Origin of the sequence: Peribacillus sp. NPDC060253 (genome assembly GCF_042727425.1) — a bacterium.
In the GTDB taxonomy this organism is placed as follows: Bacteria; Bacillota; Bacilli; order Bacillales; family DSM-1321; genus Peribacillus.
In genome coordinates, this window is sequence record NZ_JBHXAS010000005.1 from 71,030 (window position 1) to 84,772 (window position 13,743).

General features: G+C 42.2%; 9 protein-coding genes and 1 other annotated feature. Of the genes, 4 read left to right on the plus strand and 5 right to left on the minus strand.

Features of this window, described 5'->3' with window-relative positions:
- Positions 1 to 7: 7 nt before the first annotated feature.
- Complete coding sequence (locus ACFWE9_RS02765) at positions 8 to 250, minus strand: cell division protein FtsA (protein ID WP_230154589.1); 243 nt, start codon at positions 248 to 250, stop codon at positions 8 to 10.
- A 296-nt stretch (positions 251 to 546) separates the two neighbouring features.
- Between ACFWE9_RS02765 and ACFWE9_RS02770 the strand changes: the two genes are divergently transcribed.
- Both ACFWE9_RS02770 and ccpA read left to right on the plus strand, forming a co-directional pair.
- Positions 547 to 1,623 (plus strand): bifunctional 3-deoxy-7-phosphoheptulonate synthase/chorismate mutase, encoded by a 1,077-nt coding sequence (locus ACFWE9_RS02770; RefSeq protein ID WP_230154590.1) that lies wholly within the window; start codon positions 547 to 549, stop codon positions 1,621 to 1,623.
- A 369-nt stretch (positions 1,624 to 1,992) separates the two neighbouring features.
- A complete protein-coding gene (gene ccpA, locus ACFWE9_RS02775; protein ID WP_230154592.1) occupies positions 1,993 to 2,997 on the plus strand; it encodes a catabolite control protein A in 1,005 nt (334 codons plus the stop codon).
- Between the two features lie 94 nt (positions 2,998 to 3,091).
- On the opposite strand, the gene ACFWE9_RS02780 is transcribed toward ccpA, so the two are convergent.
- The 3 genes from ACFWE9_RS02780 to ACFWE9_RS02790 are packed head-to-tail and all read right to left on the minus strand — an operon-like array spanning position 3,092 to position 5,575.
- Complete coding sequence (locus tag ACFWE9_RS02780; RefSeq protein WP_377355458.1) at positions 3,092 to 4,273, minus strand: acetoin utilization protein AcuC; 1,182 nt, start codon at positions 4,271 to 4,273, stop codon at positions 3,092 to 3,094.
- A complete protein-coding gene (locus ACFWE9_RS02785; RefSeq protein WP_230154596.1) occupies positions 4,266 to 4,916 on the minus strand; it encodes an acetoin utilization AcuB family protein in 651 nt (216 codons plus the stop codon). The genes ACFWE9_RS02780 and ACFWE9_RS02785 overlap by 8 nt, the downstream gene beginning before the upstream one ends.
- A gap of 26 nt (positions 4,917 to 4,942) precedes the next feature.
- The gene (locus ACFWE9_RS02790; protein ID WP_230154598.1) at positions 4,943 to 5,575 is read right to left on the minus strand and encodes a GNAT family N-acetyltransferase; all 633 of its coding nucleotides are present in this window, start codon (positions 5,573 to 5,575) and stop codon (positions 4,943 to 4,945) included.
- A 325-nt stretch (positions 5,576 to 5,900) separates the two neighbouring features.
- Between ACFWE9_RS02790 and acsA the strand changes: the two genes are divergently transcribed.
- The gene (acsA, locus tag ACFWE9_RS02795) at positions 5,901 to 7,619 is read left to right on the plus strand and encodes an acetate--CoA ligase (RefSeq protein ID WP_230154600.1); all 1,719 of its coding nucleotides are present in this window, start codon (positions 5,901 to 5,903) and stop codon (positions 7,617 to 7,619) included.
- 158 nt (positions 7,620 to 7,777) lie between these two features.
- Here acsA and ACFWE9_RS02800 read toward each other — a convergent pair whose 3' ends face one another.
- Complete coding sequence (locus tag ACFWE9_RS02800; RefSeq protein ID WP_377355461.1) at positions 7,778 to 10,837, minus strand: transglycosylase domain-containing protein; 3,060 nt, start codon at positions 10,835 to 10,837, stop codon at positions 7,778 to 7,780.
- Between the two features lie 149 nt (positions 10,838 to 10,986).
- Positions 10,987 to 11,203 (plus strand) — a binding site (T-box leader).
- Between the two features lie 68 nt (positions 11,204 to 11,271).
- On the opposite strand from ACFWE9_RS02800, the gene tyrS reads away from it, so the two are divergent.
- Positions 11,272 to 12,528: a tyrosine--tRNA ligase gene (tyrS, locus tag ACFWE9_RS02805; RefSeq protein WP_377355463.1), complete on the plus strand. Its 1,257-nt coding sequence runs from the start codon at positions 11,272 to 11,274 to the stop codon at positions 12,526 to 12,528.
- Positions 12,529 to 13,743 lie beyond the last annotated feature (1,215 nt).

Below are 13,743 nucleotides of genomic sequence, written 5' to 3' on the forward strand. Positions count from 1 at the left end.
TCAATATTCAACATTGGCTTGCCGGCGATATTGATTGCCGCTCCCGCCCGTTCGATTTTAACGCCCTTTCAGCTGCTGCTACGGATACCTTCTTAAATGGGCCATGTACCGATTCAAGTTGACTTTTTATATGGGAAATGACTTTGGATACGGCTGGGACATCGTGAATTTGTCCATCACGCATCGCTTTCTCAGAATGCTCTTGAGATAAGGTATCAATTATATGATAGCTTTCCTGTGCATTTTCCAATATAATTCCTACAACGGAACGTGTTCCAATATCTAACGCAAGCAGTTTTTCTTGCGTGGTAACACCTACTTTTATGTATTTATAACTTTAATGCTTAAAAGCGTTTAATTATTAAAGAAAAATATCGTGACATTTGCGGATACTTCATTTATAATTGATTTAATTATACATGAAATATTCTAAATTTTTCATTGATAAAATGATCGGGATGGATGATCGAAGACTACAAAGGTATTTTTGAGTTTGATGATCGCAAAACCGATTTCTATTTTAAAAAACGAAGGGATGGATTTGTAATGAGCAACAAAGAGCTTGATGGACTTCGTAATCAACTGGACGATGTGAACCTTCAGTTATTACATCTTATTAATCAACGTGCTGAACTTGTACAGGAAATTGGCCGCGTAAAAGAAAAACAAGGTGTAAACCGTTACGATCCGGTCCGTGAAAGAACGATGCTGGATCTTATCGAAGCTAATCATCAAGGACCACTTGATCTTGGTTCGATTAAACATATTTTCAAGGAAATCTTCAAATTGGGCTTGGAGCTTCAAAAAGATGATCAGAAGAAAACGCTTCTTGTTTCTAGAAAACAAAAGGCAGAAGACACCATCATCGACATTAAGGGTGAATTGGTCGGTAATGGGATTCCTAGCTTCGTTTTCGGACCATGTGCCGTTGAATCTTATGAACAAACAGCTGCGGTAGCTGAAGTCATTAAAGCTAAAGGTTTGAAATTGATGCGCGGCGGTGCATTCAAGCCACGTACATCTCCATATGATTTCCAAGGACTTGGTTTGGAAGGCTTGCAAATACTTAAACGTGTTGCTGATGAATACGGCTTGGCTGTCATCAGTGAAATCGTGAGTGCTAACGATATTGAAGCGGCTATCGATCATATTGATGTCATCCAAATCGGTGCACGCAACATGCAAAACTTCGACTTGTTAAAAGCGGCTGGTGCCGTAAATAAACCAGTTCTTTTAAAACGCGGTCTGGCTGCAACGATTGAGGAGTTCATTCATGCAGCGGAATACATCATGTCGCAGGGTAATGGTAACATCATCCTTTGTGAACGCGGTATCCGAACTTACGAAAAAGCAACAAGAAATACACTTGATATCTCTGCTGTACCGATTTTAAAACAAGAAACTCACTTACCGGTCATGGTTGATGTAACGCATTCCACTGGACGTCGCGACCTATTGCTTCCAACAGCTAAAGCGGCTCTTGCCATCGGTGCTGACGGAGTTATGGCAGAAGTGCATCCGGATCCTTCCGTTGCTTTATCGGATTCTGCACAGCAAATGGACTTCAAACAATTTGATGAATTCTACGAAGAAATTAAACGTTTGAACTGGGTTACTGTATAAGCTGAAAAGTCTTAAAAATATCTATTTAAGGCCCTTACCACCTTGGCAAGGGCTCTTTTTAATGGTTTTTTCAGAAAAAGTATCGAAATAGGCACTATTGGATTGCAGGAAAGATTCGACTATCGTATGATAAATAACAAGAATGAGAACTGTTCGGAAGATTGAGTCATACATAAAGAGTTATCTATGTGAATTTTATACTTGAAAAGGGTATTGAATATTTGGCTGAGAAGAGAGTAAGACTGCATTTTTTGTTAGGCAGATCGTTCCTGAGAAATCTTCCTTATAGAGGAAAACGCATAAAAGAATATTTCCCGAAATAATTCGGGTCTTTTATGGGAAAAATGAAAGAAATGGAGGAATGGATGAATGAATAATATAACCATTTATGATGTGGCGCGTGAGGCGAATGTTTCCATGGCCACCGTTTCCCGCGTAGTTAACGGGAATCCAAATGTAAAGCCAGCGACAAGGAAGAAAGTTTCGGATGTGATTGAGAAGTTAGGGTACCGTCCCAATGCAGTGGCAAGGGGTCTTGCCAGCAAGAAAACGACTACAGTTGGGGTCATTATACCGGATATCTCCAGCATCTTTTTTGCCGAATTGGCACGAGGTATAGAAGATATAGCGACCATGTATAAATACAATATCATTCTAAGTAGTTCTGATGAGAATATAGATAAGGAATTCCATTTGTTGAATACGATGCTTGGAAAACAAGTGGATGGTATCGTATTCATGGGAGGCAACATTTCTGACGAGCATGTCAAAGAGTTTAAGAATTCACCCGTTCCAATCGTTCTTGCCGGTTCGGTGGATGAAAGCGGACAAATTCCATCGGTTAATATTGATTATGAGGCGGCGGCATTCGACGCAGTGACTTTTTTCGCTCAAAAAGGACACAAGCATATCGCCCTTGTAAGCGGAAACCTGTCCATGCTGATTAATGAAAAGAAATTGGCTGGTTATAAACGCGGGTTGAAAGAGGCTGGGCTTTCATATAATGAAAGTTATATTGTTGAAGGCGATTATACATATGATTCTGGAATTGAGTCTTTTGAAAAGTTCCTGGAAGCGGATGAGAAACCAACAGCATTCATTGTCGGCGCCGACGAAATGGCGCTTGGAATTGTCCATGCCGCCCAGGACAAAGGACATAATGTACCGGATGACTTTGAAGTGATCAGCTTTGACAATACTAGATTGACTTTGATGGTACGTCCGCAAATCACGACAATCGTCCAACCTTTATATGATATTGGTGCGGTTGCGATGAGGCTCCTGACAAAATTGATGAATAAAGAGGAAGTGGAAGAAGGTCATGAAATAGTGATCCTGCCACATCGGATTGAAGAACGTCAATCAACGAAATAATCTGGTTTAGAGAGTGCCCCGAGGGCGCTCTCATTTTTTTGTTCCACAGGTTATATCCACAAACAAAAAAGATCGTTTTTCAACGATCCTTTCATTAGCTTTGTTCATTGCTTGACGATGTTTGCTTGGAAGAACGGATGGGATAAAGGACCTTTTCAAGCGTTAGGGCATTCTTCTCGCTAATTTCAGGCTTCCTTGGAATGGGTTCATATATATCTTCCATATCATCCCATTCTATCGGGAGGGGCACAGGGGACTCCGGCTGCCATGTATTAATCCATTCTTTTGATAGGGGACCTGAAATATCATTATTCGTCATTTCAAGCCAGACCCTAGACCAGGCCCTCGGGACGACGCGCCATATATCATAACCGCCGCCGCCCACGGCAATCCAGCGCCCGTCGCAATACTTATGGGCCATTTCATGGGCCAACTTTGGTATCTCCCTGTATATCTTCATGGTGGCAGATAAATGGGTAAGTGGATCGTAATAATGCGAATCTGCTCCATTTTGCGTTAAAATGACATCCGGTTTGAAGAATTCTATGACCGCTTTAAAGGCAGCCCTATAGCATTCGAGCCAAGAGTCGTCTTCCGTGAACGCATCGACCGGGATATTGAATGAATAGCCATAGCCTTTTCCTTGACCCCGTTCGTTAATATTGCCCGTGCCGGGAAATAAGTATCGGCCCGTTTCATGAATGGATAGTGTACATGCATCCGGATCGTCATAAAATGACCATTGGACTCCGTCACCATGGTGGGCATCTGTATCAACATACAAGACGCGTGCGCCATATTTCTTTTGCAAATACTTAATCGCTACCGAACTATCATTATAAATGCAAAAGCCTGAGGCTTTCCCGCGGAAACCGTGATGCAGGCCCCCTCCAAGATTTAGTGCGTGCAGGGACTGACCTGTCATGACGAGATCCACGGCCGTCAAGGTGCCTCCGACAAGCAAGGCGCTTGCTTCATGCATGTTGGGGAATATTGGGGTATCTTCCGTTCCAAGCCCGTAATTTACAGCCTTTTCAGTGGGGAGTTTGCCCTCACCCGCCAATCTGACAGCGTTTACATAATGCGGATCGTGGATCAGTTCCAATTCTTCATCGGTAGCCATTCTGGGCTTGATAATTTGATCATCACTAATGGCATGGTGTTTTTTTAATAAATCAAGCGTGAGTTTAAGTCGTTTTTGATTGAACGGATGATCATCGTTGAATTTATAGGTAAGAAGTTCATCCGAATAGACAAAAAGGGATGTATCATTCATGGGAAATCCCCGGTAGACTAGGCCATAACACGGTATAGCCCTCTTTCTTCAAATCCTCCACCACCATAAATGGATTCATCGTCTGCACACGAATTACAAGAATTTTATAATCGGTACCATCTTTTTCAGGATAAACAAGAGTACTGAGGATATTCGTATTGCGCCTTTTGAAAATATGGGCAATATCATGAAGGCTACCTGCCTTATCCGGGATTCTGATTTCGATTTGGGAACCGGGCTGATTGACTCCAGTCAACTCAACGTATGAATGAAGTAAATCAGAACCGGTTATGATGCCTACTAACTTCCTTCCCTTTACAATTGGAAGGCAGCTGATATTGTTATCACAAAAAACAGCCCCGATTTCTTCCACGAAATCTAGCGGGTGCCCTGTGATTATTTCCGTTTTCATGATGCTGGATAGTGGTTTTTGTAAATCATTTTTGTATTCTGCGGTGCGGAATATAGAGGGGGCAGCATCCCGAATATCACGGTCGCTGACTAATCCCACAAGTTGAAAGCTGTCATCGACAATGGGTATATGGCGAATTCGTTTCTCCTTAATGATCAAGACAGCGCTATGGATTGTATCCGTTGGAGTGAGGGTGATGATACCCTCATTCATTATTGTTTCAACAATCATTTTCCTTCCTCCTCTTCCTCGCCTCTTTAATACATGAACCGATTCATAAAACGCAATTGGTCGAATTTTTGGATGGATTCCTGCGGGACTCTTTTGCCAATACGTGCCATCAGGCAGTTGGCCGGGTGGGAACTGATTTCAGGATCATCTGTTGCAAAGTAGACCAAGCCGCCGGCACTCATCATTTTTTCCATGACCTTACGATAGTCCCAAATATTCAGGCCTGTTCCTTTCAAATCCCAATGCCAATAGTATTCAGTGGTGATGATGATGAAGTCTTCAACGGAATCGTCTTCCATGGAAAGGCGAATTAAGTTCTTACCGACGGAGGCACCCCGGTATTTAGGGATGACCTCGATTGCACCAAGCTCAATCAGGTCCTCCATCTCGATTTCCGACCAGCGCTCCAAGGGATCGGGATATAAGTAAGTTACATAACCCACGATTGTTTCATTTTCACGGGCGATGAAGATCCTGCCCTCAGGCAAGTCTGCAATCTCAATTAACGCTTTATGCTGCAAAGCAGGCGGGCGAAAGGCGACCAAGTCTTCGTGAAACTCATAAGCGGACATTCTTTCGCCGTTTAACGGCCCCTCGATGATGAGAGTTCCGCTTAATGTCTGCAGTTCCTTAGTATAAAAGGTCTTATTATATTCCATTCTTTCACCCCCTTGTAAAATAGTAATCTTTCACTCTCGCATTCCGGAGTATAAGAAGCATTGAAAGCTTACATAAATTATACATAAAAACAAGGGGCATAATTCAGAAAGTTCAAGGCATATATGAATCTTTTGTTACAGGGCTTCTTCTTTCCCGCCCATCAATATGAATTCACCTTAACTATAACAATAAACTTGTATTATTCAAGATTCAGCAAGAAGGAATTTCCCTAAAATGGAAGTGTTGAATATTTAAAAAATTGAGATAATTCTCCTCTTATACTATAATGAAAATATAGAGCCGAATAAAGGGGGAGTTTGTCGTATGAATGTGAAAGCGTTGCCAGTAGTGGAAGGTAATTTCAATTTAAAGAATTATGATGAAAAATACAAGAAGTTTGACTGGTCCGAGACGGAGAAGGAATTCTCCTGGTCTGAAACCGGTAAAGTGAATCTTGCGTATGAAGCCATTGACCGCCATGTAGAAACATACAAAAAGAACAAAGTAGCCCTTTATTACAAAGACGATAAAAGAAATGAAAAGTATACATTCAAGGAAATGAAGGATTATACGAATCAAGCGGCAAATGTGTTCAAGAACATTGCCAATGTGGAAAAAGGTGATCGTGTTTTCATCTTCATGCCTCGCTCCCCGGAGCTTTATTTTGCATTGTTGGGTGCGATTAAAACGGGAGCGGTCGTAGGGCCGTTGTTCGAAGCATTCATGGAAGGTGCAATAAGGGATCGTCTTGAAGATAGTGAGGCAAGTGTGTTAGTGACGACACCTGAACTTTTGCCGCGCGTACCGGTTGATGAATTACCCCATTTAAAGCATATTTTCTTGGTGGGGGAAGATATAAAAGAAGAAGGAAAGTATCATAACTTCAATAAGAAATTGAAAGAAGCGGACAAAAAATTCGAAATTGAATGGGTGGATCGGAATGACGGTCTGATTCTTCACTATACCTCGGGTTCCACAGGAAATCCAAAAGGAGTGCTACATGTTCATAATGCGATGATCCAGCATTATCAAACGGCAAAATGGGTCCTTGATTTACAGGATGAGGACGTGTATTGGTGCACAGCGGACCCTGGGTGGGTGACAGGGACGTCCTACGGGATCTTTGGACCATGGCTGACAGGGACCTCGAATGTCATTGTAGGCGGGAGATTCAAGCCTGAATCCTGGTACAAGACCTTGGAAGACTTTGGTGTAACGGTATGGTATAGTGCCCCGACTGCCTTCAGGATGCTGATGGGCGCAGGCGACGAAATCGTTAAACGGTTCGATTTAAGCTCCCTCCGCCATGTCTTAAGTGTAGGTGAACCGTTGAATCCGGAAGTGGTGCGCTGGGGAATGAAGGTATTCAATCACCGTATCCATGATACATGGTGGATGACGGAGACTGGAGCTCAGGTCATATGCAATTATCCTTGCCTGGAAATCAAACCGGGTTCGATGGGTAAACCGATTCCTGGCGTGAAAGCGGCAATAGTGGATGATCAAGGCAACGAGCTGCCACCGCATAGAATGGGGAACCTAGCCATCAAGAAAGGATGGCCTTCCATGATGAAGACCGTCTGGAAGAATGAAGCGAAATATGAATCTTACTTTATGCCAGGTGATTGGTATGTTTCCGGAGATTCCGCATATATGGATGAAGATGGTTATTTCTGGTTCCAAGGCCGGGTGGATGATGTCATCATGACGGCAGGGGAAAGAGTCGGACCTTTCGAAGTGGAAAGCAAGTTGGTCGAGCATCCAGCCGTAGCTGAAGCGGGGGTCATCGGGAAGCCGGATCCAATCCGGGGGGAAATTATCAAAGCGTTCATCGCCCTCCGTGACGGTTACGATGCTAACGATGAGCTGATAGAAGAAATTCGACAATTTGTAAAGCAGGGTCTCGCAGCACATGCGGCGCCACGTGAAATTGAATTCAGGGATAAACTTCCTAAAACAAGAAGCGGTAAAATCATGCGCCGTGTCTTGAAAGCTTGGGAACTGGATCTGCCAACTGGTGATTTATCATCGATGGAGGATTGAGAAGCTGAGCTATGTTTTTAGAGAAGGTAAAAAAGCATCCATGCACATTTGCGTGGATGCTTTTTTGAGTATTGGGCACATTTACCAATCGAGTAGGGAGAAGTTATAAAAAACAGGCTGCCGGGTCATATCCCGACAGCCTGTTTACTTAAAAAATGTCATTCTTTCTCTTCTTCAGCTTTATCCGTGTCTTTATCTTGATCATTGACTGTGTCTTTATCTTGATCATTGACTGTGTCTTTATCTTGATCATTGACTGTGTCTTTATCTTTGTCAGTCTCTGGGTCTTTTTTATCTGTATTGTCTTTATCTTTGTTTTGCTCTTGTTCTTTGTTTTTATCTGTTTCTTTATCTGCTTCTTTTTCTTTATCTGATGTACTATTCTCTTCTTTTGAGTCTGGTTTTTTATCTTTGTCAGCTATTTGATCTTTTTCGCGATCATCTTTATTCTTTGTGGAATCTTCTTTTGAACTTGTCTTCTTAGCACCGCTTTCTACACGTTGCGATGGGGCTGATTCCTTACCGACTATGTCTACAGCCGTTACGTAATAGGAACCGCCTGAGCTGACTTTGTAAACAAGATTCTCTCCAGCATTGATGCTTGCTACCTTTTTACCGTCTTTATAGACGCGATAGCCGACGACATCTCCTTCATGATGCAAGCCCCATGTAATCTTTTCGTTACTTATTGTTATGGAGAGGGGATCAGGCGCTTTGCCATTATCATTCAGCTTCGCTTTCGTCCCGACAACACCACCTGATTTTTCGCTTCCAGGAATCACTGAACCCGGATCATTCACATATTGCAATCCGATGTCTCCAAATGACTCCGGATTCAGCATGAATCCGCCACTTGTGAATTCGCCAGGTGTTTGCGGAAGGGCCGCGTATCGTTTGCTGCCGACTGATACATATTGTCCATCTATGAAACTATTATCCGCCCTTGATGGAGCATATTTGGCGATGAATAAATCAGATTTGACAAGTCCTGCCTTTTGACATGAACTTGACGGAAGCAGTCCTGAAACGCCACAGAAGGAACGGCTGACAATCCCGCCCGGCATTTCAAACCGCTTATCGGGGTCGACGAGTTTCGGTTCGACTTTGTATGCGGCATTGATCAGATCTGCCCAATAATACATATTACGTTTATTATATTCTAGACCATTATAAGTCCCTTGCAAGGATTTCGGTGTGTCATAACCGAGCCATGTCCCGAATGATACATTAGGGTTGGTGGCAACGAACCAAGCGTCCCAATAGTTTTGTGAAGTACCGGTTTTACCGGCCCAATCGCTTGAGAAAGCAAGGCGGTTCCTGACTGAGGCCGCCGTACCGCTGTTTACGACATCACGCATCATATCAAGGGTCAGGTAAGCGGCTTGTGGAGAGAAAACATCCACTGGTTTCACTTTATGCTGATAGATGACTTTGCCATCTTTCGAAACGATTTTATCGATCATATAAGCATCGATGAATTCTCCTGAATTGGCAAATGTGCCAAACGCATTGACGTTTTCTTCAACGGTTACACCTTTTTGCATCGCACCTAATGACATGGCAAGGTTGGAGTAATCCGCTTTCGTCACGGTGGAGAAGCCCATTTTCTCCAAATACGAAGCGGGGCTCAAGTTGATTATTTTCTTGTAAAAGAGCGCTGCCGGGATATTGTAGGAATTCTTCAGGGCCTCGCGGGCAGTCGATACTCCCGTATAGCTGCCGCCGCCATAGTTTCCTGGACTCCACGGTTTACCGCCTGTTGGAATGGAAATTGGCACGTTGGCCGATACGCTGCCAGGCGAGATCTTGCCTAGCTCGATGCCTGGACCATATATCACCAGCGGCTTCATCGTTGATCCGTTTGATCGCAGTGATGCGGTAGCATGGTTCGTCTGCTCCCGCTTGAAATCGCGGCCGCCTACGAAACTGATGATTTTCCCAGTTTTATTTTCGATAAGAATGGCTCCCGCCTCCACGGGCTCGCTCACCGTTTTCATTTCTTTCGTATCCGGATCGACGACTTGTGCCGTTTTATCGTATCCGAAATTTGGATAGTTTTTCGTTACTTCCTGCATTTTGTCATAGATCTTTTTATTGACTGTCGTATAAATCTTATAGCCGTTTTGACGAAGCTTACGATCAGCAAGTGCTACATATTGATCTTTTAAATCATCATTCTCTAAATCTTTCTCTTCGTATCCATCTTCTTTTGCTAGACTGACGGATAGAATTTCAATGGAGCGTTTTTCAATTTCATACGTGAGCCATGGATACTTCTCTGATGGCATCTCCGTTTTTCCGATAAAGTCTTTTGTTATGTCGTATGCGCTTGCTTTATCATATTCTTCTTTTGTTATGTATCCGTTACTATACATTCGTTTTAATACGGTTTTCATCCGGTTGATGCCGGGTTCTTGATTTTCTTTCAGTTTTCCTTGCTGGGTATATGGTGTATAACCGAAAGGGCTTTGCGGCAATCCAGCAATAAAAGCGGATTGGGGCAGAGTCAGATCTTTGGCCTCCACACCAAAAATACCTTCAGCAGCCGACTCGACACCAGCGATGTTCCGACCGGAAGAATTTCGTCCCAACGTGGAGACGTTTAGGTAGGTTTCCAAAATCTCTTCCTTTTCAAAGAACTTTTCCACCCGGAGTGCAAGCAGGATTTCTTTTGCTTTCCGGTCAAATGAGACTTCGTTCGTGAGGACCTGGTTTTTGATGAGCTGCTGTGTTAAAGTGCTTCCTCCGGATTGGACGGATGCATTTGAAAATTCCTGGTAAATGGCACGCAGGATGGCCTTCGGGACAACCCCGTCATGTTCGTAAAAATACTCATCTTCTGTCGCAATGACTGCATTTTTAAGATACTCCGAAACTTTATCGATGGACACTTCTTCACGTTCAAGGTCACTCTTGAGCTTGCCTAAGTATACGTCATCAGAAAAGTATACCTCAGAGGTCTCTTCATAATTGTAGATGTCTTTTTTTAAATCTTCTTTTGAGCGTACCGGCTCATCTTTGACGAGGGCAGCGAAATAGCCGGCTCCGACGCCGCCGGCGAATGAGAATCCTAGAATCCCAACAATAATGAGGATCAGCGTTAAATTCCAAATGACTTGGTATGTAACCCGCGCGTTTTTTTGTGTCTTTTCTTTTTTGAAAAAACGCGTCAGCTGCTTCCAAACTGTTTGAAATCTATCTTGTTGATTATTATTCATCGTATCATACCCCCTGAAATCACATATATTATAGCATATAACATGTAGGGGAAAGGGCATCTTTCTTATTTTTCTATAATCTGTAAGGGGGATGTTGACAAGCAATCTTATGTATGATAAAAGTTTATTAACAACAATAAAATGATGAATTGATCGCGATGATAGGACCCAGTAGTCAGACTATCCCTGTTTTAGAGAGCCGGTGGTTAGTGGAAATCGGTACAAATAGTATGATGAATTACTTCCTGGAGCATTTGCTGTGAAATGATTAGTAGCAGTGAACGGTTGACGACCGTTATTCGTCTTGAGCGGAGGGCGTAGTATGTCCTCAAGTTGGGTGGTACCGCGAATTTATTCGTCCCTTCATATTTATGAAGGGGCGTTTTTGTGTGCTTTTTGCGGTTTTTTTTTCTGAGATGAAGGAGGAATATTAAATGGATTTGCTTAAGGAACTCGAGTGGAGAGGGATTATTTATCAACAAACGGACGAAGAGGGCTTTAAAGACCTTTTAGAAAAAGAGAAAATATCTTTATACTGTGGTGTAGATCCAACTGCGGATAGCATGCACATCGGACATTTACTGCCATTCTTGACATTGCGCCGTTTTCAGCAGCACGGCCACCGTCCCCTTGTGTTAGTAGGCGGTGCGACTGGGCTTATCGGTGATCCAAGCGGTAAAAAAGAGGAGCGCCAGCTGCAAACGCTGGAAAAAGTGCTTTATAATGCCGACTGCATTAAAAGACAGCTATCACACATTTTTGAATTCGACGGCGAAAATGGTGCAGTCATGGTTAATAACTATGACTGGTTGGGTAAAATTGATCTCGTCACGTTTCTGCGTGATTATGGAAAATATATCGGCATTAACTACATTTTGGCAAAAGATACAGTTTCTTCTCGCTTGGAAACGGGGATTTCCTTCACTGAATTCACGTATACGATTCTACAAGGGATTGATTTCGAGCATTTATACAGCAATTACAACTGTAAATTGCAAATTGGCGGAAGTGATCAATGGGGCAATATTACGACAGGCCTTGAAATGATTCGGAAATCCAATGATGAGGATGCAAAAGCATTCGGTATGACGATCCCGCTCGTAACGAAAGCGGATGGAACGAAATTCGGTAAAACGGAAGGCGGAGCGATCTGGCTTGACCCGGAAAAGACGACCCCGTATGAATTTTACCAATTCTGGATTAATACAGCCGATGCTGATGTTGTGAAATACTTGAAATTCTTCACATTCCTATCACGTGAAGCGATTGAAGAGTTAGAGCAATCCGTACAGTCTGAACCACATTTGCGCAAAGCGCAAAAAGCGTTGGGAGAAGAGATGACCCGTTTGATTCATGGTCAGGAAGCTCTTGACCAGGCAATCAAAATCTCTGCCGCGCTATTCAGCGGTGAGGTGAAGAATTTAAGTGCAGCGGAAATCAAGTTGGGCTTTAAAGATGTCCCTAGCTTCGAACGTGAAAGCAAGGAAGATATCGGTTTGGTCGAGTTGATCGTTGAAGCGAAAATCTCCCCATCGAAGCGCCAAGCCCGTGAAGATATCCAAAACGGAGCCATCTCCATTAATGGAGAGAAAGTGACTGATCTGCAATTTGTAGTGACGGAAGCTGCTAAGATTGAGGGAGAGTTCATCCTCGTTCGTCGCGGAAAGAAAAAATACACATTAGTGAAATGAGTTAACAAAGCCCGGCTGAGTCAGCCGGGCTTTGTTATGTCGTGCGCCTGGCATGGGTGTAATCTATAGGGTGTGAGTCCCGAACCATGAAGGCCACCAAGCAAAAGCGCGGTAGAAAACCTGTGTCTATTTTCTTGACGTAGTATCAGCTTGGATTCATGGATTCAAAGAAGACTCAGGATGTGCCAATGGAAACAATGGAAGCTGCCAAGAAGTTGGAAAAGCATATGAATGGGGAAATAGCCCATCAAGGGTTAGTAAATCTATATGAACGATAGACAAAACTGCGTCAGACTTAAACTGAACCGCAGTATTCCGAACGGTACGTTATTATTTTCTTTCAGTCTTTGGTATTCTTCACCATAAATGATACAAAATAAAATACGGCTATCAATAATAGGATTTCTGGAAAAGTTTAAAAACTTCCATTGTATATTAAAAAGATTTGCGGAAAACACTCTATTTTTGTTTTTCCAATTCTTCTTTACAATATGTAAATAATGCTTTTAAATAACATTTTTAATATGATGAAAAGGTGGCTATTAAACCGAAAACCATTGCAATAATACCCAAAATAATTCCCTTTTTCGATCTCTGGTCCCATCGTTTTATAAAGTTCTCTGAAACACTTCTATCATTATTAATTTCTTCTTTAAATTCTTTCTTGAACAGAGATGTTTGTATGAGTACTATTATCAAAAAAAAGACAGAAATCAGACCATTAACTACTCTTAACCATACCATAGCCCCCCTCGAATGGTTGTCTTATGGTGATTATACCGAGCGCTCGAAAAGGCATAAAATGCAAAAATATCCATTAATAGATTCTTAAAGTGGGTGATCAGAAATAAAAAACCTGTCCTTGATGAATTTCAGATTAAAAAGTTTGAAAACAACATTTATTATGAAATGGAATATCATTTACTGATAACATTTAGATTACACAACGAGTAGATTTTTTGTGTGTATTCATCCTGTTACGAAAGAGTTAAGTATTCAAACTAACTGCTAAAGAGTTGTATACCACATTCCACCATTCTGTATCTTTAAGGTCTATGTAAATTTCTTTGGTAATTTATTTGCATAAAATATTTATGAGAATTCTATATCAGACTCTTAAAGGTCTTCTAGTTATAAATGGTAATTGTATGATACTTTCCAAATATTTCTCATTTGCCACTTCCCTTTTTTTATATTTAGTATACTATTACATAT

Bases quoted from the DNA above. Each gene is read 5' to 3' on its own strand.
- ACFWE9_RS02770 (WP_230154590.1), top strand. From the start codon at position 547: ATGAGCAACAAAGAGCTTGATGGACTTCGTAATCAACTGGACGATGTG.
- ccpA (WP_230154592.1), top strand. From the start codon at position 1,993: ATGAATAATATAACCATTTATGATGTGGCGCGTGAGGCGAATGTTTCC.
- ACFWE9_RS02780 (WP_377355458.1), bottom strand. From the start codon at position 4,273: ATGAATGATACATCCCTTTTTGTCTATTCGGATGAACTTCTTACCTAT.
- ACFWE9_RS02785 (WP_230154596.1), bottom strand. From the start codon at position 4,916: ATGATTGTTGAAACAATAATGAATGAGGGTATCATCACCCTCACTCCA.
- ACFWE9_RS02790 (WP_230154598.1), bottom strand. From the start codon at position 5,575: ATGGAATATAATAAGACCTTTTATACTAAGGAACTGCAGACATTAAGC.
- acsA (WP_230154600.1), top strand. From the start codon at position 5,901: ATGAATGTGAAAGCGTTGCCAGTAGTGGAAGGTAATTTCAATTTAAAG.
- ACFWE9_RS02800 (WP_377355461.1), bottom strand. From the start codon at position 10,837: ATGAATAATAATCAACAAGATAGATTTCAAACAGTTTGGAAGCAGCTG.
- tyrS (WP_377355463.1), top strand. From the start codon at position 11,272: ATGGATTTGCTTAAGGAACTCGAGTGGAGAGGGATTATTTATCAACAA.